Source organism: Chromobacterium sp. INPA-IVC, assembly GCF_059047085.1.
This window is the reverse complement of the sequence record NZ_JBTNLS010000003.1, coordinates 191,848-213,310: the sequence shown is the minus strand read 5'-3', so window position 1 is coordinate 213,310 and position 21,463 is coordinate 191,848. Positions and strand designations below refer to the sequence as shown.

Annotated in this window: 21 protein-coding genes and 1 tRNA gene; 11 read left to right on the top strand and 11 right to left on the bottom strand. The window is 66.7% G+C overall.

Translation table 11 applies throughout. From position 1 onward, the window contains the following. Window positions 1-347: 347 nt before the first annotated feature. Both ACX17K_RS06410 and ACX17K_RS06405 read left to right on the top strand, forming a co-directional pair. Window positions 348-3,275, top strand: coding sequence for an Rne/Rng family ribonuclease (locus ACX17K_RS06410; protein ID WP_493774160.1), 2,928 nt, complete (start codon window positions 348-350; stop codon window positions 3,273-3,275). Window positions 3,276-3,368: 93 nt separating this feature from the next. Beyond that, window positions 3,369-3,444 (top strand) — tRNA-Asn (locus tag ACX17K_RS06405). A gap of 54 nt (window positions 3,445-3,498) precedes the next feature. Here the strand turns inward: ACX17K_RS06405 and ACX17K_RS06400 are convergent. Continuing rightward, a complete protein-coding gene (locus ACX17K_RS06400) occupies window positions 3,499-4,671 on the bottom strand; it encodes a ferritin-like domain-containing protein (RefSeq protein WP_493774159.1) in 1,173 nt (390 codons plus the stop codon). Between the two features lie 77 nt (window positions 4,672-4,748). Here ACX17K_RS06400 and ACX17K_RS06395 point away from each other — a divergent pair, with 77 nt between their 5' ends. The 3 genes from ACX17K_RS06395 to ACX17K_RS06385 all read left to right on the top strand — a co-directional run bounded on the left by ACX17K_RS06395 (window position 4,749) and on the right by ACX17K_RS06385 (window position 8,025). After that, complete coding sequence (locus tag ACX17K_RS06395) at window positions 4,749-5,351, top strand: phosphatase PAP2 family protein (RefSeq protein ID WP_493774158.1); 603 nt, start codon at window positions 4,749-4,751, stop codon at window positions 5,349-5,351. A gap of 28 nt (window positions 5,352-5,379) precedes the next feature. Continuing rightward, on the top strand, window positions 5,380-6,609 hold the full coding sequence (locus ACX17K_RS06390) for an MFS transporter (protein ID WP_493774157.1): 1,230 nt from the start codon (window positions 5,380-5,382) through the stop codon (window positions 6,607-6,609). 123 nt (window positions 6,610-6,732) lie between these two features. Then, window positions 6,733-8,025 carry an L-cysteine desulfidase family protein gene (locus ACX17K_RS06385; RefSeq protein WP_493774156.1) on the top strand — a complete coding sequence of 431 codons (1,293 nt, stop codon included), beginning with the start codon at window positions 6,733-6,735 and terminating at the stop codon, window positions 8,023-8,025. A 65-nt stretch (window positions 8,026-8,090) separates the two neighbouring features. On the opposite strand, the gene ACX17K_RS06380 is transcribed toward ACX17K_RS06385, so the two are convergent. After that, window positions 8,091-8,891, bottom strand: coding sequence for an AraC family transcriptional regulator (locus ACX17K_RS06380; RefSeq protein WP_493774155.1), 801 nt, complete (start codon window positions 8,889-8,891; stop codon window positions 8,091-8,093). A 124-nt stretch (window positions 8,892-9,015) separates the two neighbouring features. Between ACX17K_RS06380 and ACX17K_RS06375 the strand changes: the two genes are divergently transcribed. Then, entirely contained in the window at window positions 9,016-10,170 is a 1,155-nt protein-coding gene (locus ACX17K_RS06375; protein ID WP_493774154.1) for an FAD-dependent oxidoreductase, read from the top strand. Window positions 10,171-10,172: 2 nt separating this feature from the next. On the opposite strand, the gene ACX17K_RS06370 is transcribed toward ACX17K_RS06375, so the two are convergent. The 5 genes from ACX17K_RS06370 to ACX17K_RS06350 form a co-directional block, all read right to left on the bottom strand. Next, window positions 10,173-11,102: a CysB family HTH-type transcriptional regulator gene (locus tag ACX17K_RS06370; RefSeq protein ID WP_046156771.1), complete on the bottom strand. Its 930-nt coding sequence runs from the start codon at window positions 11,100-11,102 to the stop codon at window positions 10,173-10,175. Then, window positions 11,099-12,169 carry a sulfate/molybdate ABC transporter ATP-binding protein gene (locus tag ACX17K_RS06365; RefSeq protein ID WP_493774153.1) on the bottom strand — a complete coding sequence of 357 codons (1,071 nt, stop codon included), beginning with the start codon at window positions 12,167-12,169 and terminating at the stop codon, window positions 11,099-11,101. The genes ACX17K_RS06370 and ACX17K_RS06365 overlap by 4 nt, the downstream gene beginning before the upstream one ends. Before the next feature lies 1 nt (window position 12,170). Further along, window positions 12,171-13,049, bottom strand: coding sequence for a sulfate ABC transporter permease subunit CysW (gene cysW, locus ACX17K_RS06360; protein ID WP_493774152.1), 879 nt, complete (start codon window positions 13,047-13,049; stop codon window positions 12,171-12,173). Then, window positions 13,046-13,906, bottom strand: a complete 861-nt coding sequence (gene cysT / locus ACX17K_RS06355; RefSeq protein WP_493774151.1) for a sulfate ABC transporter permease subunit CysT — start codon at window positions 13,904-13,906, stop codon at window positions 13,046-13,048. The genes cysW and cysT overlap by 4 nt, the downstream gene beginning before the upstream one ends. Before the next feature lie 479 nt (window positions 13,907-14,385). Beyond that, window positions 14,386-15,381: a sulfate ABC transporter substrate-binding protein gene (locus ACX17K_RS06350; protein ID WP_493774150.1), complete on the bottom strand. Its 996-nt coding sequence runs from the start codon at window positions 15,379-15,381 to the stop codon at window positions 14,386-14,388. Window positions 15,382-15,591: 210 nt separating this feature from the next. Here ACX17K_RS06350 and ACX17K_RS06345 point away from each other — a divergent pair, with 210 nt between their 5' ends. The 4 genes from ACX17K_RS06345 to ACX17K_RS06330 all read left to right on the top strand — a co-directional run bounded on the left by ACX17K_RS06345 (window position 15,592) and on the right by ACX17K_RS06330 (window position 17,618). Beyond that, complete coding sequence (locus ACX17K_RS06345) at window positions 15,592-16,467, top strand: EAL domain-containing protein (RefSeq protein WP_231163902.1); 876 nt, start codon at window positions 15,592-15,594, stop codon at window positions 16,465-16,467. Between the two features lie 83 nt (window positions 16,468-16,550). Then, a complete protein-coding gene (locus ACX17K_RS06340) occupies window positions 16,551-17,075 on the top strand; it encodes a GNAT family N-acetyltransferase (RefSeq protein ID WP_493774149.1) in 525 nt (174 codons plus the stop codon). 46 nt (window positions 17,076-17,121) lie between these two features. Continuing rightward, window positions 17,122-17,379: a P-loop nucleotide/nucleoside kinase family protein gene (locus tag ACX17K_RS06335; RefSeq protein WP_493774148.1), complete on the top strand. Its 258-nt coding sequence runs from the start codon at window positions 17,122-17,124 to the stop codon at window positions 17,377-17,379. Next, window positions 17,358-17,618 carry a P-loop nucleotide/nucleoside kinase family protein gene (locus tag ACX17K_RS06330; RefSeq protein ID WP_493774147.1) on the top strand — a complete coding sequence of 87 codons (261 nt, stop codon included), beginning with the start codon at window positions 17,358-17,360 and terminating at the stop codon, window positions 17,616-17,618. The genes ACX17K_RS06335 and ACX17K_RS06330 overlap by 22 nt, the downstream gene beginning before the upstream one ends. Here ACX17K_RS06330 and ACX17K_RS06325 read toward each other — a convergent pair. Next, on the bottom strand, window positions 17,615-18,277 hold the full coding sequence (locus ACX17K_RS06325; RefSeq protein WP_493774146.1) for a TetR/AcrR family transcriptional regulator: 663 nt from the start codon (window positions 18,275-18,277) through the stop codon (window positions 17,615-17,617). The genes ACX17K_RS06330 and ACX17K_RS06325 overlap by 4 nt on opposite strands. Window positions 18,278-18,372: 95 nt before the next feature. On the opposite strand from ACX17K_RS06325, the gene ACX17K_RS06320 reads away from it, so the two are divergent. Next, window positions 18,373-19,044, top strand: coding sequence for a DAPG hydrolase family protein (locus ACX17K_RS06320; protein ID WP_493774145.1), 672 nt, complete (start codon window positions 18,373-18,375; stop codon window positions 19,042-19,044). Between the two features lie 15 nt (window positions 19,045-19,059). On the opposite strand, the gene ACX17K_RS06315 is transcribed toward ACX17K_RS06320, so the two are convergent. Genes ACX17K_RS06315 through phnL form a run of 3 tightly spaced genes read right to left on the bottom strand, consistent with a single transcriptional unit; the run spans window position 19,060 to window position 21,463 of the window. Next, window positions 19,060-19,623 (bottom strand): phosphonate degradation HD-domain oxygenase, encoded by a 564-nt coding sequence (locus ACX17K_RS06315; RefSeq protein ID WP_493774144.1) that lies wholly within the window; start codon window positions 19,621-19,623, stop codon window positions 19,060-19,062. Then, window positions 19,623-20,759 (bottom strand): alpha-D-ribose 1-methylphosphonate 5-triphosphate diphosphatase, encoded by a 1,137-nt coding sequence (locus tag ACX17K_RS06310; RefSeq protein WP_493774143.1) that lies wholly within the window; start codon window positions 20,757-20,759, stop codon window positions 19,623-19,625. Before ACX17K_RS06310 ends, ACX17K_RS06315 begins: the two co-directional genes overlap by 1 nt. Further along, complete coding sequence (phnL, locus tag ACX17K_RS06305) at window positions 20,756-21,463, bottom strand: phosphonate C-P lyase system protein PhnL (protein WP_493774142.1); 708 nt, start codon at window positions 21,461-21,463, stop codon at window positions 20,756-20,758. The genes ACX17K_RS06310 and phnL overlap by 4 nt, the downstream gene beginning before the upstream one ends.

Genomic DNA, 21,463 nt, shown 5'->3' with positions numbered 1-21,463 from the left:
CGAAAAGTAGCGATGGTAATGCATTTATACGCATAACGCACTCACGAGTATTCCATCCCTTGATGCAAAGCCAGTCGGGGGATTTTGCAGCGAAGTTTGACCCGGCATGCCAGCCGTCCTGCAATGTTTGTCCCGCCTGGTTGGCGGGATCGGCGACAACGCCGATGCGCCGTTTGCGCACAGAATCGCGGGGCTGCATGTGACCAAAATCAGGAAGTCGGCTTTCATAGCAAATCTGTTTTTCTCGATCTTTACCTCGACACTTCTTTCGGAAAGCGCCCATTAATAGTCACTGGGCCGTCAAATACTGGCTGCATCCTTGCGTGAGTGCTGCGCAAGGAATGTAAATGAAACGTATGTTGTTCAATGCGACGCAAGCCGAAGAGCTGCGCGTCGCGATTGTCGACGGGCAGAAGCTCGTCGATCTCGATATCGAGACCGTAGGCAAGGAACAGCGCAAAGGCAATATCTACAAGGGTATCATCACCCGGATCGAGCCCTCGCTGGAAGCTTGCTTCGTCGATTACGGCACCGAGCGTCACGGCTTCCTGCCGTTCAAGGAAGTGTCGCGCTCCTATTTCCAGGGTTATGAGGGCGGCCGTCCGCGCATTCAGGACGTGTTGCGCGAAGGCATGGAAGTGGTGGTGCAGGTGGAGAAGGACGAGCGCGGCAACAAGGGCGCGGCGCTGACCACCTACATCAGCCTGGCCGGCCGCTATCTGGTGCTGATGCCGAACAACCCGCGCGGCGGCGGCGTTTCGCGCCGCATCGAGGGCGAAGAGCGCCAGGAGCTGAAGGATCTGCTGTCGCAGCTGGAAGTGTCGCATGGCATGAGCCTGATCGCGCGCACCGCCGGCATCGGCCGCAATCTGGAAGAGCTGCAATGGGACCTCGGTTACCTGATGCAGCTGTGGCGCGCCATCGAGGGCGCCGCCGGCGCGCAGTCCGCGCCGTTCCTGATTCTGCAGGAAGGCAGTCTGGTGATCCGCGCGATCCGCGATTATTTCCATCCGGACATCGGCGAAGTGCTGATCGACACCGATGAAATCCACGATCAGGCCCGCCAGTTCATGAGCCATGTGATGCCGAACATGCTGTCGCGTGTGAAGGTGTACAAGGATCATGTGCCGTTGTTCTCCCGCTTCCAGATCGAGCACCAGATCGAAACCGCCTTCTCGCGCAGCGTGCAGCTGCCGTCCGGCGGCGCGATCGTGATCGACCATACCGAGGCGCTGGTCTCCATCGACGTGAACTCGGCTCGCGCCACCAAAGGCGCCGACATCGAGGAAACCGCGGTCAAGACCAACCTGGAAGCGGCGGAAGAGATCGCCCGCCAGCTGCGCTTGCGCGACTTGGGCGGCCTGGTGGTGATCGACTTCATCGACATGGAAAACCCGAAGAACCAGCGCGACGTGGAAAACCGCCTGCGCGACGTTCTGAAGCATGACCGCGCCCGCGTGCAGATGGGCAAGCTGTCCCGTTTCGGCCTGTTGGAGCTGTCCCGCCAGCGCCTGCAGCCGTCCCTGGGCGAGACCAGCCACGAGCCATGTCCGCGCTGTCACGGCATCGGCTTCATCCGCGGCACCGAATCGTCGGCGCTGCACATCCTGCGCATCATCCAGGAAGAAGCGATGAAGGAAAACACCGGCGCGGTGCACGCGCAGGTGCCGGTCGACGTGGCGACCTTCCTGCTGAACGAGAAGCGCGCCGAGATCCACTCGATCGAAGAGCGCCTGGATGTCGACGTGGTGCTGATCCCGAACATCCATCTCGAAACCCCGCACTACAAGATCGTGCGCGTGCGCCACGACGACTTGGCCGAGCTGGGCGAAGCGCCGAGCTACAGCCGCGTCGAAGTGCAGGAAGAAGACGTGATCACCAATTTCGGCCAGGAAAAGCCGAAGGTGGAGCGCCAGGAAGCCGCGGTCAAGGGCATCACGCCGCAGCAGCCGGCCCCGAGCGTGGAAGCCAAGCCGGCCAAGCCTGCGGAGCAAGGCGGCCTGTTCGCCGGCATCGCCGCCTGGGTCAAGAGCTTGTTCGCCGAGCCGGAGAAGGCACCCGCGCAAGACGTCAAGAAAAAGCCGGCTCCGTCCGCTTCGCGCAACAACGAGCAGCGCGGCAACCGCCAGCGGCAGCAGGAGCGCCGCACCGGCGGCCAGGCCCGCCGCGAGCATGAGCAGCGCCGTCATGCCCAGCAGGACGAGGGCAAGACCCGCCGCCAGGACGAGCGCAAAGACGTCGAACGCGCTGAGCGCGCCGAACGCAAGGAGGCGCCGAGCCGCGAGCGCGAAGAGCGCAGCGAGCAGCCGCGCGAGCCGCGAGGCAACCGCCGCCGCGAACGCGAGGGCCGCGAGCCGCGTGAACCGCGCGAGCCCAAGGAAGTCCGCGAGCAAGCGCCGCGCGAAGAGCGCGTGAGCGAAAAGGCCGAGAAGCAGGACAAGCCGCAGCAGGAGCCGCGCCGCCGCCAGGCGCCGGCAGCCGCGCCGGCCGAAGTCGTTGAAAAGCCGGTTCAGGAAGAGCTGCGCTTGGATGCCGAAGGCGAGCAGCAGGCTGAGCAGGAGCGCGGCGAACGCCGCCGTCGCCGCAGCCGCCGCGATCGTCGCCGCGACAATCCGGAAGGCCAGCAGGAAAACGCTGCGGAAGCGGCTTCCGAGTCGCCGGCCGCGCCTGTCGCCGAAGCGGCCGGAGCCGCGGTGGCAGCAGCCGTCGCAGCGGTAGCGGTAGAGTCGGCTGTGGAAGCGGTCGAGTCCAAGCCGGCGGTCGAGTCCGTTCCGGTCGAGGAGGTTGTCGCCGAGGAGCAAGCGCCTGTCGTCGTCGTGGTCGAAGCTCAGCCTGAGGCTGTAGTGGTCGAGCCGGCGGTGGTTGCCGAAGCCGACCAGGCTCCGGTTGTCGAGCCGGTGGCGGTAGAGCCGGTTGCAGTGGCGGAAACCGAGGCTCAATCCGAAGCAGCCGCCGAGCTTGTCGCTCCGGAAGCGGTTGTTGTGGAAGAGGCCGCGCCGGTGGTGTTGGCGAAGGTGGAAGAGGCTCCGGTTGCGGAAGCGCCGGCGGTCATGGTCGAGGCGATTGTCGTCGAGTCCAAGCCGGTGGCGGCGGAATCCAAGCCGCTGGATCTGGGCGGCCTGGTGATGGTTGCGACCAAACCGGTGTCTCAGCTGTCCTCGACAGCGTCCGAGCCGGATCTGCCGCAAGGCCCGCGCCGCCGCGATGTCGCCGCCGTTGACGCGGCAGTCGCCGAGCCGGTGCAGTTGGTGCAGATCGAAACCCGCAACGGTTGAGCGTGATGCCGCGCGAAGAGGGCAGCGCCCTCTTCGCAGGCCTCATGTGTTGACAGCTGCTTTGATCTGAATTAGAATCGCTCTCTCTGATGTTCCCTGATAGCTCAGTTGGTAGAGCGACGGACTGTTAATCCGCAGGTCGCAGGTTCGAGCCCTGCTCGGGGAGCCAGGAATTCAAAAAAGCCCATGCGTTCGCGCATGGGCTTTTTGCATTTCGCGCGGGCTATCTTGGTGGGGCATGCCATCCAGGATGGAAAGGGCCGCCGGTGGGCTGCGCGTCGACAAAGCAAAGGCCGATCGGAGGAAGGGGCTGGCGATGCCTGGGCGCGATGGCGATGGCCGGGTTCATCAGGCCTGTGGCCAGCAGCCGAAGATCAAACAGCAGGTCCAGCGCATGCGCCATCGCTTGAGCGCGGCCGGCGAACGCGGCGTCCAGGTGGCTGAGAAAGTCGGCGTAGCATGCCGAAAAACGCGCCAGCAGCGCCTGCTCCGGGCTGCCGGGCGGGTAGTCGTCAAGACGGACATTGGCCGGCATCGGCCATACGCCGTCCGGATCGAAGCCGGGTGGGGAATCTGATGCGGCGAAGGCGGCCAGCCCGTCGCAAAGCGGAGCATGATGGCTGGCCAATTCTTTGAGCGCGGCCAGCGCGTCCTCCAGCCCGCGGATGGCGGCGATCGGCGGGCCGGGAGGGTAATCGAGCGCCTGACTGCGCCTGGCGTCGAAATTCAGCTGTTTATGACATTGCTGAAACCCTTCCCGCAACGAAAGGTAAAAGCCGGCGGCTCCGGCATGTCTGTTTTCGCCATCGCGAGAGAGCGCGATCTGCGGCAGCAGGGCATCGCGCAACAGGCGGGGACTGAACCGCTCTATGCCCATGGCCGGCGCCTCCGGCGCCTGCGGCGGCGGTGATGGGTAGGCCGGCGCAAAGCCGGGCAGCGTCGCGCGCGGCTGCCCGCCGATGATGGCCTGCAGCTTGGCGGCCAGCGCCATGCGCCGCATCTGCGACGCGATCGCTTCCTCGAGCAGAATGGACAGCGCGCGGTTGGCCGCGGGCTTCAGCGACAGCCGGGCGGCGAGCAGGGGCGGGATCAGGCTATGTTCGCGCCGCAGCGCCTGTTGCAGCAGGGAAGGGAGCCTGCCGGCGATTTCTGTGTCGGGCAGGCTTTGTATGTCGCGGACACTGGCATGCTGCGCTGTTGCTTGCCAAAGGGGGCGGTGCGATACGCTCATGCCGGATTTTCCTTGGGAGTGGGGCGCGCCGCCGCCGGCGCCGCCAACGGTGGAAGCATGGCTGCGGGGTTTCTCCGCTGGGAACTGTTCTTTGGTGTAGACGGCTCTGCGGGCAATAGGCGAGAGATGGAATGTCGTTGGTATTTTTGCGACGGGAGGAACCAAACCGCCGCCATTCGCCCTAATATGTCGTTTTTATTACTGGTCTTCGCGCCCGTGCGGCCGCGTTTCATTGCAAGCCGATGTCCCAAATCGAAATCCTGAATCAAACGCTGTTTCTGTTGATCAACGCCACGCCGGACACTTCTCCGCTCTCCATCAAGTTGGCCACTTTCATCGCCCAGGACGTCATGCGCCTGCTGCCGCTGTGGCTGGCCGCGCTGTGGCTGTGGGGACGGCCGGCCTTGCGCGGCGCCATTTTGAAATCGGTTGCGCTGACCATCGTGGCCTTGCTCGGCAATTGGCTGATCGGCCTGGTCTGGCCGCATCCGCGGCCGTTCGCGATTCCGCTTGGCCACACCTTCCTGTTGCATGACGCCACGCCGTCTTTCCCCAGCAATCACGGCACCATCTTCGCGATGATGGCTTTGTGCTGGTGCTTCAGCTCGGCGCGCGGCTGGGGCTGGCTGTTGGCGATCGCCGGCATCGCCGTCGCTTGGTCCCGCGTGTTCCTCGGCGTGCATTTCCCGCTCGACATGCTGGGCGCCTTGCTGGTATCCATCTTCTGGTACGCTGGCTTGTCGCCGTTGTGGTCCCGCCGCGGCGCAGCTTTGACCGAGTCCCTGGAGTCGCTGTACCGCCAGTTGTTGGCCAAACCGATCGCCGCCGGGCTGATCAGGCGCTGAGTTCGTCTGTAGCTTCCGGCGGCTGTCCATGCCGCTGGGAGCTTTCGTGCCGCAATCCTCCTCTCCGTTTTCCGCCGCCTGCGGCCGCTCGGTGATTCCGCGCGGCGTCTGGGTTTTGGGCGTCGTCAGCCTGCTGATGGACGTGTCGTCCGAACTGGCGCATAGCCTGCTGCCGCTGTTTCTGGCCGGCACCCTGGGCGTGCCGGTGCTGGCCATCGGCCTGATCGAAGGCGTGGCCGAAGCCACCGCGCTGATCTGCAAGGTGTTCTCCGGCACGCTCAGCGACTGGCTGGGCAAACGCAAGCCCCTGGTTTTGCTGGGTTACGGCCTGGCGGCTTTCTCCAAACCGCTGTTTCCCCTCGCCGACTCCGCCTCCACCGTGCTGCTCGCGCGCTTTGTCGACCGCGTGGGCAAGGGCGTGCGCGGCGCGCCGCGCGACGCTCTGATCGCCGACATCACGCCGTCGGATATCCGCGGCGCGGCCTTCGGCCTGCGCCAGAGCATGGACACCGTCGGCGCGGTGCTGGGCCCGCTGCTGGCGATCGGCCTGATGCTTGTTTACCGCGACGATATCCGCAGCGCGCTGTGGTGGTCGCTGCCGCCGGCGCTGCTGGCGGTGGCCGCCATCTGGCTGTGGGTGCGGGAGCCGGCAGAGCATGGCGAGGCGCGCGCGCCTGCCTCTCTGTTCAGCCGAGCTGTCTTTTCTCGATTTTCAGCAGGCTTCTGGGGCGTGGCCGGGTTGGGCGCGGTGTTCATGCTGGCGCGCTTCAGCGAAGCCTTCCTGGTGTTGCGCGGCGCGCAGCTGGGCTTGCCGCTGGCCTGGGCGCCGCTGGTGATGGTGGCGATGTCTATCAGTTACGCGCTTAGCGCCTATCCGCTGGGCTGGTTGTCGGACCATGTCAGCCGCGCTCGGCTGTTGCAGTTGTCCCTGTTGTTGCTGATCGCCGCCGACCTGGCGCTGGGAGCGGCTGCCGGACCGGCGATGTTGCTGGCCGGCGCGCTGTTGTGGGGCTTGCACCTGGGATGCAGCCAGGGCTTGTTGTCGGCGCTGGTGGCCCAGACCGCGCCGCCTGGCCTGGCGGGATCGGCATTCGGCTTGTTCAACCTGATTTGCGGCGCGGCGACATTGTTGGCCAGCGCGCTGGCCGGCGCTTTGTGGCAGGCGTGGGGCGCGGCGGCGACCTTTCACGGCGGCGCGGCGTTCGCGGCGGGGGCCTTGCTGCTCGGCCTGGTTTTGCGCCCGCTGCGACAGTTCTGACGGATAGTGTTTTGACTGTGCGCACATTGCCTGTTTTTTAAGCGCACAAAACGGCAAGTTGGTGGTAAAGTAAATGTAAAGTTATTTGCTTATATCAATTTGTTATGTGTCGGCGGAGTGAGCATGTCTGAACGTGAAGTTAGGTTGTGGCCGGAATTCGTCAAGGCCCTGAAACAGGAAGTGGTGCCGGCGCTGGGCTGTACCGAGCCGATTTCGCTGGCGCTGGCGGCGGCGTTGGCGACCCGCGAGCTGGGCAAGGCGCCGGAGCGCATCGACGCTTGGGTATCGGCCAACCTGATGAAGAACGGCATGGGCGTGACTGTCCCCGGCACCGGCACCGTCGGCCTGCCGATCGCCGCCGCAGTCGGCGCGCTGGGCGGCGACCCGGACGCCAAGCTGGAAGTGCTGAAGAACCTGACCGTCGAGCAGGTGGCCGCCGGCAAGCAGATGCTGGCCGACGGCAAGGTCAAGCTGGGCGTGGCCGCGGTGCCCAACATTCTGTACGCCGAGGCCTGTGTCTGGCACGGCGACGAGTGCGCGCGCGTCGCCATCGCCGATGCCCACACCAATGTGATCAGGATCGAGCTCAACGGCGAAGTGAAGCTGAAGCGCGAAGCCGCCGACGCCAAACCGCTGGAAAGCTATGATCTGGGCGACGCCACCGCGCGCGACGTTTACGAATTCGCGATGCGCGCGCCGCTGGACAGCATCGCCTTCATCCACGATGCGGCGGTGCTGAACAGCGCGCTGGCCGACGAGGGCATGAGCGGCAAGTACGGCCTGCACATCGGCGCCACGCTGCAGCGGCAGATCGAGGCCGGCTTGTTGTCCGAGGGCCTGCTGTCCAACATCCTCACCCGCACCACCGCCGCGTCCGACGCGCGCATGGGCGGCGCCACGCTGCCGGCGATGAGCAATTCCGGCTCCGGCAACCAGGGCATCGCCGCGACCATGCCGGTGGTGGTGGTGGCCGAGCATGTGAAGGCCGATCGGGAAACGCTGATCCGCGCGCTGGCGCTGTCGCACCTGATCGCCGTATATATCCATACCAGGCTGCCGAAGTTGTCGGCGTTGTGCGCGGTCACCACCGCGTCGATGGGCGCGGCGGCCGGCATGGCCCTGTTGTTGAACGGCGGTTATCCGGCGGTCAGCATGGCGATTTCCAGCATGATCGGCGACCTGGCCGGCATGATCTGCGACGGCGCGTCCAACAGCTGCGCGATGAAGGTCTCCACTTCGGCCGGTTCAGGCTTCAAGGCGGTGCTGATGGCGCTGGATGGCACCCGTGTCACCGGCAACGAGGGCATCGTCGCCCACGATGTCGACGTATCCATCGCCAACTTGGGCAAGCTGGCTACCCAGGGCATGGCGCAGACCGACACCCAAATCCTGCAGATCATGATGGACAAGCGCTGAGCGCAGTTCAGCACGATGCGACAAGCCCGGCGACGCCGGGCTTTTTTCTTGCCGCGCGGCGGGTTTCAACGGGAAGCCAGGTATTGCGCCGGCGGCGCGCCCAGCGCGCGGCGGAACATGGCGATGAAGTTGCTGGGCGAGGCGTAGTCCAGCGCGTCCGACACTTGGGCGACGGTGCGGCCGGACGCCAGTTGTTCCATCGCCCATACCAGCTGCGCCTGCTGCCGCCAGCGGGTGAAGCTCATGCCGGTATCGGCCTGGATCAGCCGGCGCAGGCTGCGGCCGGACAGCGCGCCCCGAGCGGCCCATTCCTCCGCTGAATAGTTTGCGGCCGGATCGACCAGCATCGCGCGGGCGATCTTTTGCAGCCGTGGATCGGACGGCATCGGCAGATGCAGCGCTTCGCGTGGCGCTTGCCGGATCTCGTCGAGGATGACGGCGGCGATGCGCTGCTGCTCCGGCTGATGCGGCGCGTCGGCTTGCCATGAAGCCGCTCGCCGCACCAGTTCCCGCAGCAGTGGCGAGATGGCCAGCACGCAGGGCTGGGACGGCAGCAGGCCGCAGCAGCTGGGCAGCAGAAACACGCTCCAGCCGCTCAATGCGCCGCTGACGCGCACCCGGTGAGGCGTGTCCGGCGGCATGTAGCCGGCGCGGTGAGGCGGCAGCAGCCAGGAGCCGCGCGGCGTCTGGACGTGGATCAGCCCGTCGTTCACGCAAAACAGCTGGGCGCGCGCATGACTGTGCCAGTCGTATTCGCGGGTGCCCAGCCGATACTCGCGGCCGGCCTCGTCGCCGCCGCAGAGCGCGATCAGCGCCGGGCCTTCCAGCCATTCGCTGAAGTCGGTGGGAGTGGGGGTCGATTCCATGCTGGCCATTATTCACTATTTATTGTCCAGATAGCGTTATATCGATAATTCCGGCGCGCCCGACAATGATGGCGCGGGGTTTGGCATGGCCGGCCGCCGCATTCATCTGAAACGGAGAGTCATCATGAGCAGCGTGATCATCGTCGGGGCCGGCATAGGCGGCCTGTGCCTAGCGCAGGGGCTGGAGCGGGCAGGTGTCGAGTTCGAGGTGCTGGAGGCGGATGCCGGTCCGCAGGTACGGGACCAGGGCTATCGCTTGCGGATAGACGCGATGGGGCAGCGGGCGCTGCGCCAGTGTCTGCCGCCGGCGTTGTTCGAGCTGTTCCGCGCCAGTTGCGCGGTCAGCGGGCCGGCGCGTTTCGTCGATCCGCAGTTGAATCCGCTGCCGGGCCGGCGGCCGGAAAACTGGCGAGAAAACACCGGCGCGGGCCAGGCGGACGGCGACTTGAGCGCCGATCGGCAGGTATTGCGCGACATCCTGAGCCACGGATTGGCGGCGCGCATCCGTTGGGGGCGGCGGGCGAGGGGATTCGAGCGCGACGGCGATGGCATCATCGTGCGCTGCGCCGACGGCGCTGAATATCGGGCGGGGTTGGTCGTCGCCGCCGACGGCCTGAACTCGCCGCTGCGTCGGCAATGGCTGCCGCAGGCGGAGCCGGAAGCGATCGGCGCGCTGAATCTTTACGGCAAGGCGCCGCTGGCAGGCGTCGATCCGGCCTTGCTGGCCGGGCCGACCGTGGTGTTCGCCGACGGCTTCACGCTGGTGGCCGAGCCGATGCGTTTTGGCGCGGCGATGAGCGAGCTGGCCGCCCGCCACGCGCCGGATTGCCGTTTGAGCGTGACGGGCGATTACGTCTACTGGGCGATGTTCGGCAGGGAGGCTAGCCTGGGCGGCAGCCTGTCCGCGGAGGAGGATGCCGCCGGATTGTGGCGGCGGATCGAGGCGGTGTCGAGAGGCCTGCATCCCAGCTTGTCCGACTTGCTGCTGCGCACGGCGCCGGAGGCCGTCATGGGGCGGCCGGTCAGAATGGCCGCCGGCGTTCCCTCATGGCAGCCGGGGCGCTTGACCGCGCTGGGCGACGCCATCCACGCGATGAGTCCGGCCGGCGGCGTCGGCGCCAACACCGCGCTGGCCGACGCGGCGATGCTGGCGGCCAGCCTGGCCGATGGCGGCATCGACCAAGCGGTCGCGCGTTACGAGGTAGACATGCGGGGCCGGGCCGAGCAGGCGCTGGCGGCGACGCGCGCCGGAACCGAGCGCCTGCTGCGGCGCGCTTGAGCCTACTCCTGCGTCGCCGGGCTCAGCGCCTGGCGCACGCTCTGCTCGTTCAGCGCCGGCGCGCACAGCTCGATGAAGCGGTAGGCGTAGCTGCGCAGATAGTGGCCGCGGCGGATGGCGATGCGGCTGGTCTGCTGGCCGAACAGCGGCGGCCCGTCCACCACTTTGACGCCGGCGTCGCGGCGCGGGTCAACCGCCATCGAGGCGACGATGCCGACGCCCAGCTCCAGCTCGACGTAGGTCTTGATCACGTCGGCGTCCAGCGCCGCCATCACGATGTCGGGCGCCAGGCCGGCCTCGGCGAAGGTGTTGTCTATCTTGGCCCGGCCGGTGAAGCCGTGGTGGTAGGTGACGATGGGGTGCTCGGCCAGCGCGTCCAGCGTCAGCGGTTCGCGGTGCAGCGGATGCTCGGGCGGGGCGATCACGCAGTGGTGCCAGCTGTAGTAGGGGAAGGACACCAGTTCCGACACTTCGGTCACCGCCTCGGTGGCGATGCCGATATCGGCGTCGCCGGCCAGCAGCAGCCGCACCAGCTCTTCCGGGCTGGCCTGGTGCAGCACCAGGTGCACGCGCGGGAAGGCGCGCTTGAACTCGGTCACCACCTGCGGCAGCGCGTAGCGCGCCTGGGTGTGGGTGGTGGCGATGGTCAGCTGGCCTTCGTCGCGCAGGCTGAACTGCTGCGCCAGCCGCTTGATGTTGCCGGCGTCCAGCAGCATGCGCTCGACGATGGTCAGCAGCTCCTTGCCGGGATCGGTCAGGCCTAGGAAGCGCTTGCCCTTGCGGATGAACAGCTCCACGCCCAGCTCGTCCTCCAGGTCCTTGATGTGCTTGCTGACGCCGGATTGGGAGGTGAACAGCGCGTTGGCCACCTCGGTCAGATTGAAGCCCTGGCGAACAGTCTCGCGGATGATGCGCAGTTGCTGGAAGTTCATGCCTGGTCTCCTTCCGCGGCGAACACGCGCGCGGCGCGCGCCTGCAGCCGCACCGCCTGTCCGACGGCGAGCTCGGCCAGCAGCGGCGCGTCGGCCGGCAGTTCGGCGTCGAAGGATTGGCCGGCCAGCTCGTCGCGGCCCTCCAGTTCGATGCGGGACAGCCCGCCCAGCGTCAGCACCCGCTGCACCCGCGCCGGCAGGCCGGCGCCGTGTTCCGGCAGAATGGCCAGCTCGTGCGGACGGATGAAGGCCTCCACCGGCTGGCCGTGCGGCAGCTGGTGGTCGGCGTTCAGCGTCTGGCCACCGATCGCCACCGCGCCGGCGGCGCTGATGCCGCGGACGCGGTTGGCGCTGCCGAGGAAGCCGTAGACGAAGGCGCTGGCCGGTTGGCTGTACACCTCAGCGGGCGAGCCGATCTGCTCCACCTTGCCGTGGTTCATCAGCACCACCCGGTCCGCCACTTCCAGCGCTTCTTCCTGGTCATGGGTGACGAAGATCGAGGTGATGTGCAGCTCGTCGTGCAGTTTGCGCAGCCAGCGGCGCAGTTCCTTGCGCACCTTGGCGTCCAGCGCGCCGAACGGCTCGTCCAGCAGCAGCACGCGCGGCTCCACCGCCAGCGCGCGGGCCAGGGCGATGCGCTGGCGCTGGCCGCCGGACAACTGGGCCGGCAGGCGGTCTGCCAGCCAGTCCAGCTGCACCAGGTCCAGCAGCGCGTGCACCTTGCGCGCGATCTCGGCTTCGGACGGGCGCTCGCGGCGCGGCTTCATCCTGAGGCCGAAGGCGACGTTGTCGAACACGCTCATGTGGCGGAACAGCGCGTAGTGCTGGAACACGAAGCCTACCTGGCGCTCGCGCACGTGGGTGGCGGAGGCGTCCTGGCCGTCCAGCAGCACGCGGCCGGCGTCGGCCTGTTCCAGGCCGGCGATGATGCGCAGCAGCGTGGTCTTGCCGCAGCCGGATGGGCCCAGCAGCGCCACCAGCTCGCCGCCGGGGAAGTTCAGGCTGACGTCGTCCAGCGCGGCGAAGTCGCCGAAGGCCTTGCGGATGTTTTCTACTTGTATGCTCATCTCAGTTTTCCTTGACGCTGCGCCATTCCACCCAGCTCTTCAGCGCCAGCGTGACCAGGGCCAGCAAGGCCAGCAGGGACGCCACGGCGAAGGCCGCGGCGAAATTGTACTCGTTGTAGAGGATTTCCACGTGCAAAGGCAGGGTATTGGTCTCGCCGCGGATGTGGCCGGACACCACCGACACCGCGCCGAACTCGCCCATCGCCCGCGCGTTGCTGAGAATCACGCCATACAGCAGCGCCCAGCGCACATTGGGCAGCGTCACATGCCACAGCACCTGCCAGCCGCGCGCGCCCAGCACCACCGCGGCTTCCTCTTCCTCGCGGCCCTGGGCTTCCATCAGCGGGATCAGCTCGCGGGCGATGAATGGCACGGTGACGAACAACGTGGCCAGCACGATGCCGGGCACCGAGAAAATGATCTTGATTCCGTACTCCGCCAGCCACGGCCCCAGCCAGCCTTGCTGGCCGAACACCAGCACGAAGATCAGGCCGGCGACGACCGGCGACACCGAGAACGGCAGGTCGATCAGCGTGATCAGCAACTGCTTGCCGCGGAAGTCGAAACGGGTGACCGCCCAGGCGGCGGCGACGCCGAAGGCCAGGTTCAGCGGCACCGATACTGCCGCCGCCAGCAGCGTCAGCCTCACCGCCGCCAGCGCGTCGGGCTCGGCCAGCGCGGTCAGATAGGTGCTCCAGCCTTTGGCCAGCGCTTCGGCGAACACGACGATTAGCGGCAGGAGCAGGAATACGGCGAAGAAGCTCAGGGATAGTGTCAGGATGATCCATTTGACGGCGCGCGACTCGCGGGTGGCGGCGCGGGCCTCCAGCTGCGCGGCCTTGTCCGCCGCCGGGCGCGGATGGGTGATGGCGGCGCTCATCGGGCGGCTCCCGCGCGGCCGTGGCGGCGCGCGCTCCAGAATTGCAGGCCGTTGATCGCCAGCAAGAGCAGGAAGGACGCGGCCAGCATCACGCTGGCGATGGCGGCGGCCCCGGCGTAGTCGAACTGCTCCAGCTTGCTGATGATCATCAGCGGCGTGATTTCCGACACCATCGGCACGTTGCCGGCGATGAAGATCACCGAGCCGTATTCGCCGACCGCGCGGGCGAAGGCCAGCGCGAAACCGGTCAGAAGCGCCGGCTGCAGCGTGGGCAGGATCACGTGGCGGAAAATCTGCCAACGGCGCGCGCCCAGGCAGGCGGCGGCCTCCTCCAGCTCCGATTCCAGATCTTCCAGCACCGGCTGCACGGTGCGCACCACGAAGGGCAAGCCGATGAACACCAGCGCCACCAGCACGCCGAGCGGGCCGAAGGCCACCTTGACGCCCAGCGGCTCCAGGTATTGCCCCAGCCAGCCGTTGCCGGCGTAGAGCGCGGTCAGCGCGATGCCGGCCACCGCCGTCGGCAGCGCGAACGGCAAGTCCACCAGCGCGTCCACCAGGCGCTTGCCGGGAAAGCGGTAGCGGGTCAGCGACCAGGCCAGCAGCAGGCCGAACACGCTGTTGATGGCGGCGGCGGCCAGCGCCATGCCGAAGCTGAGCCGGTAGGACGCCAGCACGCGCGGAGAGGCGGCGGCCTGCCAGAAGCTTTCCAGCGGTTGGCCGGCGGCGCGCAAGGCCACCGCGGCCAGCGGAATCAGCACCAGCAGCGACAGATAGCTGACGGTGAAACCCAGCGACAGGTTGAAGCCGGGCAGGACGCGGGGAGGGCGGGGTGGCGAGGCGAGTGTCGCTGACATCGTGGATTCCAATTCATATAACCGAATAAACGATATCTTCGAGGCCCTTATTCTGAAAATAAGTATTTCTTCAATGCTTATTCGATATTATGCAAAACGGGCGGAGGTGAAATGGTCAGCGAGATGTGGTTTGTTTGAACCTAGGTTGAGGAGTCCGCTATGCGGACAATATTTTAGGTGCCGGTTCCGCCCGGCAAACGGGCCAGGAGCTGAGCGGCCAGCCCCTTGGCAATCCCAGGCCGCCCCTGCCGCCCGCGAGACCCCTGCAAAAAAACGCCTGGCCTGGCGCCGCCGAAACTAGCCGCGCGCTAGCGTCGCGCGGCGTCGAACAAGTCGGCGGCTTCAAACCTGGCCAGGCACTTTTTTGCCGGCGCGTGCGGAAGGGGGAGCTGTCGCGTCGCCGACCATTCGTCTAAACGATATCGCTAAAAACAAACCGCCCGGCGTTGCGTCCGGGCGGTTTTGAATAGCGGGAAACCTCAGCGCGCCACGATCTGGTCGAACACCCCGCCGTCGGCGAAGTGGGTCTTCTGCGCCTTCTGCCAGCCGCCGAAGGTCTGGTCGATGGTGAACAGCTTCACCTTGCTGAACTGGCCGGCGTACTTGGCCGCCACCTGCGGATCGCGCGGGCGGTAGTAGTGCTTGGCGGCCAGAGCCTGGCCCTCGGGGCTGTACAGGTATTTCAGATAGGCCTCGGCCACCTTGCGAGTGCCGCGCTTGTCCGCCACCTTGTCCACCACGCTGACCGGCGGCTCGGCCAGGATGGAGACGGACGGGGTGACGATGTCGAACTTGTCGGGCCCCAGCTCCTTGGTGGCGAGGAAGGCTTCGTTCTCCCATGACAGCAGCACGTCGCCGATGCCGCGCTGGGTGAAGGTGATCAGCGAGCCGCGCGCGCCGGAGTCCAGCACCTTGACGTTGCCGTACAGCTTCTTGACGAAGTCCTTGGCCTTGGCGTCGTTGCCGCCGGGCTGCTTCAGCGCGTAGCCCCAGGCCGCCAGGTAGTTCCAGCGCGCGCCGCCGCCGGTCTTCGGGTTCGGCGTCACCACTTCCACGCCGGATTTGACCAGATCGTTCCAGTCCTTGATGTGCTTGGGATTGCCCTTGCGCACCAGGAACACGATGGTGGACGAGTACGGCGAGGCGTTGTTGGGCAGCCGCTGCTGCCAGTTGGGCGCGATGGACTTGGCCTGGCTGGAGATCTCGTCGATGTCGTAGGCCAGCGCCAGCGTCACCACGTCGGCGTCGAGGCCATCTATCACCGAGCGCGCCTGCTTGCCGGAGCCGCCGTGCGACTGCTTGACGGTGACGCTCTCGCCGGTCTTGGCCTTCCAGTACTTGGCGAAGGCGGCGTTGTAGTCCTGGTAAAGCTCGCGCGTCGGGTCGTAGGAGACGTTGAGCAGGGTCACGTCGGCGAAGGCGGAGGCGCTGCCGGCGAGCAGCAGGGCGATGGCGAGGCGGTGCAGGGGGCGCATGGCTTTGTTCCCGTGATGATGAATGTTCTGATGGGGAGCACTGTAGGCAGGCCTCATCTCAGCCGGGAAACAAGAAAATCTGCAATCGATATCGAAAATACGGCAAAAGCCGGCATTCCGGAAAAACAGATAGGCTTATCGGCAAATCGTATATGACCTTGTCACGGCCGGGGCTATAGTGGCGCCAATTCCACCACCCGGGGTCAGGCCATGAAACGATTCAAGCCCGTCAAAACCCTGCCAGCCGGCTTTGCGCCCGCGATGCTGGCCGCCTGTCAGCAGTTGTTGCAGCGGGAGGGCGTGCAGATCAAGCTGCAGTGGAATGAACAGGAAGTCTTCGCCAGCTTCGACGGCTGGTGGCTGTGCAGCAGCTTCATTCCGCAGGCCAAGGTCAGGGACGGCCGTTGCCAGCTGCAGCAATACGCTGCGCGGCTGCGCATCTTCGGCCAGTTCGGCCAGGCGCTGCCGGCCAATTGGCTGTTCGCGATGAATTACGGCGAGACCAAGGCGGTGGCGCTGCTCAAGCTGATCCGCGTGCTGCACGTGCTCAACCATCTGGGGCGCAATGGCCGCCACCTGCCGCTGCGGATAGACGTCGACCCGCGCATCTGCCACGCCTACAGCGACCGCATCGTAGATTTCACCGCCCGCCTGCTGGAAACGCTGGAGTTTCCGGCCAATCTGTCGCAGATGCTGTTGTTTCTGGATGAGCGCACCGGCGAGCTCGGATTGTCGCTGCTGCGGCGCTACCGCCAGCACGGCCACCGGCTGGCGCTGGGCGACTTCGGCGCCGGCGGGCAGGACTTGCTGCGGCTGTGGAGGCTGGAGCCGGACGGACTGGCGCTGGCCCCGCGCTTCATGAGCCGGGCGGTGATGTATCCCCGCGTGCGGGACCAGTTGCTGCAGCTGGCGCCGCAACTGGTGGAGCAGGGCTTCGCGCTGGCGGTGGAGGACATCGTCTGTCAGAACATGCTGGGCCTGGCGCAGAGGATGGGGGCCGAGCACTGTTCGGGCCCGCTGTTGTCGGAGCGGCTGAAGCGGCAGCGCGCGGCGCGCGAGGTGGCTTTGTCGGGCATCGCCTGTTAGGATATTTGCATTTTTGACCGCCCGGTCAATTGCATGATGCGATATCCAAGCAGAGGCGAAATGAAACAACTGGCAATCGTCGCGTGGGCTTGATTCCCGGCGCGGTGATGCTGGATGGCCGCTGTCTGGACGAGGTGCTGATGCAGCGCCCGCTGAACTTCTCATCTTCCGCCGCCGTGCCGGCCGTTATTCCGGACCGCGATGATTACGCCTTGATTGAGGCGGCGCCCGATGTCGACACTTATCGCCGCTTGCGGGCCGAATCGGGCCTTAGCCCCAAGACCGAAGAGGCCGCCCGCCGCGGTTTGGCCGGCACGCTGTTCGCGGTGCAACTGCGCCATGGTGGTGAAACCATCGGCATGGGCCGGGTGATAGGCGATGGCGGCGGTTTCTATCAGGTGGTGGACATCGCCGTGCTGCCGGCGCACCAGGGCCGGGGACTGGGCAAGCGGATCATGGCGGCGATCCGCGGCTATATCGACCGCGAACTGCCGGTCAGCGCCTACGTCAGCCTGATCGCCGACGGCGACGCCAAGCATCTGTACGTCCAGTTCGGCTTCGAGCCGACAGCGCCGCGGTCGGAAGGCATGGCGCTGTTCAAGCGCTGATCCAGCCGCTTGCGGGCGGCATTGCTCTTTAGGAAAGGCAGATTCGATGACGCAGTTGAATCTGGTGTTTGGTCCGCAAGGGGCTGGCAAATCCACTCACGCGCGCAAGCTGGCCGAAGCCGAGCAGGCGGTGCACTTGGCGATAGACGACTGGATGGGCCAGCTGTTCGGCCCCGATCTGCCGCAGCCGTTGGACTTCGGCTGGGTGATGGAACGGGTGGCGCGCTGCGAGCGGCGCATCTGGCTGACGGCGCTGGCCTTGGCCGCGGTGGTGGCCGCGCGGTGCTGGACCTCGGCTTCATGAAGGCTGCCGGCCGCAGCCGTTTTCTGGCGTTGGCGGATGAGCATGGCTTGAGCGCCAAGCTGCACTACGTGACGGCGGAGCGGGATGTGCGCCGTCAGCGCGTATTGCAGCGCAATGCCGCGCGCGGCGATACTTTCTCCTTCGAAGTGACGCCGGCGATGTTCGACGCGATGGAGGCCCAGTTGGAGCCGGCCACGGCTGAGGAGCTGGCCTTGGCCGCGGTGGTCGCCACCGGTTAGCCTGCCGGCCGCATTCCCTCGTAGCACAGGCGCGCAGCGGCCCGCACGCGTTCTCGCAGCGCCGCGTCCACGCCGGGCGCGGCCAGACCGAGGGCCATCTGCCGCAATGGTTCGGCGATGGCCATCGCCAGCATCAACTCGGCGCAGGTCGCGGGGTCGTCCATTTTCAGCAGGCCGCGGCGTTGGCGTTCGGCCAGCCAGTCCGCCAGCAGCGACGCGCTGTGGCGGATGCCGTGCCCGGTATACGCCGCCAGCGCCTGCTCGCGGCCGGGAAAATCGTTGATCAGCAGCCTGAACATGCCCACCGCCTCCGCCGACAGCACCCGTTCGGCGATGGACAGCAGCAGCGCTTCCATCGCCTGCGGCACATCCTTCCTTTCATCCATAGGCGTTTCGACGGCGCACACCAGTCCGGCGGTCCAGTCGTCGACGATGGCCGCCAGCAACTGCTCCCGGTTGTCGGCGAAACGGTACACCGTCTTTTTGGCCACGCCGGCGCGCTTGGCCACCGCCTCTATGCTCAAGGTCCGATAGCCATCGCCAAGCAGCAGCTCGGTCGCTGCCCGCAGCACCTGGCTGCGCAGCGTCTCTTCCGGCGAGGCCGGGCGGCCGCGCGGGCGGGGAACGGGGGAGGGGGAAAGGTCAGGTGCGCTTGACATGTCTTCTCATGTTGTTTGAATATGGAAACGTATATCGTTTCTTAATTTTGGCCATATTAAACTGGCCCAGACGATCAAACAACAAGGAGTGCGCTGTGAACGCTCAGAACCGGATATCCAACCATGACGAATTGTTGTCGCCGCGTCCCCTGCCGCTGGAAACCGGCATCCGCCGGCTGGACGACGGCCGGCTGCTGGTGGCGGTGAGAACCGAGCTGCCGGGCTGCGCCGGCCGGATGGTCGAATGGTGGTTCAAGTTCTTCGAAACCACCCAGCACATCCGCTGGTGGCATCCGCACGATCATCACCGGATGCATGGCTGGGACCAGCATTGGCGGCGGGGCGAGAGCTATGTCGGCGCCTGCGTGCGGGCGGAGGAGTCGCTGGGCGATTTCCCTCCGGTGACGGCGGTGCTGAAGTTTCACGAGCCGGAAGATTTTTTCTCGGCCGACGCGCTGGCGCAGGCCAGGCGCGAGCAGGCGGTGTCCGGGCTGGTGTGCGCGCGCATCGCTTTCGGCGACGAGCCCAGGCTGGCGGCCGACGGGGATCCGCTGGACGGCGAGATGATCCACTTGGCGCGCGACAAGCCGCAGGGCGCGGTGCTGCGCAGCCGCTTCGTGCTGGGCGGCGAATCTCCTGTGCCGGACGAACTGGGCCTGGGCCTGATGCAGCATTGCTACAACGAGTTCAGCAGCCTGGCGCGTTTCCTGCCGTCGCTGTACTACGGCGAGCACGCCAACGGCGAGAAAGGGCCGCTGGCGTGGTGAGCGCGTAAGCGCTTGCTAAGCGCCTGTGCGGTGGTTGGCCAGGTGCCCGGCCATCAGCGGCCACACCCAGTCGGCCGCGTCCAGGCTCCAGCCGCCGTCCTTGGCCGCCTCGTCCAGCTTCCGCAGCGCCAGGATGTCGGCCAGGTCCGGCAGGCGTGAGAAGGCGTCGGCCTCGTCGGCGCGCATCGGCCCGCCTTGGTAGCCCAGCGTGGCGGCGCTGGCCGACGACAGCGCCGCCAGATAGGCCGGGTCGACCGCGCACAGGTAGCGCTTGGCCTCGACGTGCATGCTGACTAGCCGCGCGAGCCGGGAGGAGAAGCCCAGCTGGAGCAGATAGTCGCGCGCCAGCTTGTCGTGGGCCATCACGCCGTAGTCGCCCATCGCTTCTGCGCCGTCGTGCTCCAGCAGATGGCCGACGTCGTGCAGGAAGGCCGCCAGCGTCAGTTCGTCGTCGCAGCCGGCATCGCGCGCCAGCGTGGCGGCCTGGATCGCGTGGTCGAACTGGGATACCGCCTCGCCGTAGCGGCGGGCGCCGTGTTCGCGGTACAGCTGCCGCAGCGCGGCGATGGCGTCGAACATCAGAATACCCTCACGCCCAGCTTCCACACGCTCCGCACCAGCGGCACGTCGCCGCGCGCCGTCATCGCCACCAGATCGGCGCGCTGGCCGACGGCGATGTCGCCGCGGTCGGCGAGGCCCACTGCGCGCGCAGGATTCAGGCTGACAGCGGCGACGGCGCGCGGCAGGCTCCAGCCCGCCTGCGCGTGCAGCAGCCAGGCGCCGTGCAGCAGGCTGGCCGGCACGTAGTCGGACGACAGGATGTCCAGCAAGTCATGGCGGGCCAGCTCCAGCGCCGCCACATTGCCGGAGTGGGAGCCGCCGCGCACCACATTGGGCGCCCCCATCACGGTGGCGAGGCCATGCCGCCTGGCCGCCGCCGCCGCCTCCAGCGTGGTGGGGAATTCCGAGATCGCCACGCCGTCGCGCAGCGCCTCGTCGATGTGCGCCTCGTCGGTATCGTCGTGGCTGGCCAGCGCGATGCCGCGCGCCCGGGCCATCTCCACCACTGCCTGCTTGTGGCGGCCGGCGAATTCGGCCTGCTTGGCCTTGCGTTCTTCCACGGCGGCGAGGAAGGTATCCTCGTTCCAGCCCACTTTCTTCTTGCCGTAGTACTTCTTGTATTGCTCCAGGTCGCGGTACTGGCGCTGGCCCGGCGTGTGGTCCATCACCGACACCAGCTTCACCGCCGGATGGGCGATCAGCGGCTCCAGTTCGGCCAGCAGCCCCGGATAGGCCAGCTCGCAGCGCAGGTGGAACAAATGGTCGGCGCGCAGCGCGTCTTCGCGCATGCCCTGGTCTATGGCCTGGAAGGAACTGTGCAGGGTATCCAGCCGCACGCTTTCGCCTTCCAGGTCGCCCACCGCCAGCGCGTCCAGCACGGTGGTGATGCCGGCGGCCACGCATTGGGCGTCGTGGGTGATCACCGCCGGCAAAATCGGCCACAGCACGCCGTTGCGCGGCATCAGGTGTTTTTCCAGATTGTCGGTGTGGATTTCCACCAGTCCGGGCAGCAGCAGCGCGCCGGCCAGGTTTTCGCCTTCGGTCAGCGGCTGCTCGTGGATGGCGGCGATCAAACCGTTCTCGATCTCCAGCGCGCCGTTTTCGATCACGCGGTCGGCCAGCACGATGCGGGCGTGGTTCAGAATCTGTTTCATGCTGCGATTTCCGTTTGTTGCGCCAGCGGTACCTGGAACACGCGGCTGGCGATGGCGTCGCGGGTGGGGGCGTCGTGGAAGATGCCGATCAGCGCCGCGCCGCGCGCCAGCGCTTCGCGCATCAGTTGTACCACCACGTCGCGGTTGGCGGCGTCGAGGGATGCCGTCGGCTCGTCCAGCAGCAGTATCGGCCGCGGCGCGATCATGCCGCGCGCGATGTTGACGCGCTGTTGCTCGCCACCGGAGAAGGTGGCCGGCGGCAGGCTCCACAGCCGCTCGGCGATGTTCAGCCGCGCCAGCCATTCGCCGGCGGCTAGCCGCGCCTCGGCGTCGGCGGCGCCCCATTCGCGCAGCGGCTCGGCGACGATGTCCTGCGCCGACACCCGCGGAATCACCCGCAAAAACTGGCTGACATAGCCCAGCGTGCGGCGGCGCACGGCGGCGATCTCGTGCGGCAGCGCGCGGGCCATGTCCAGCCATGCGCCCTGGTGGAACACGCCGATGCGGCCGTTTTCGACCAGATAGTTGGCGTACAGCGCTTTCAAGAGGGTGCTTTTGCCGGCGCCGGACGGGCCGGCCAGGGCCACGCATTCGCCGGCGGCCGCCTGCAGCGAAACATCGGTCAGCACCGGCAGGCGCAGCCCGCCCTGTTGGTGCAGGGTGAAGGTCTTGCTCAGGTTTTGCGCGTCTATCAATAGATTCAT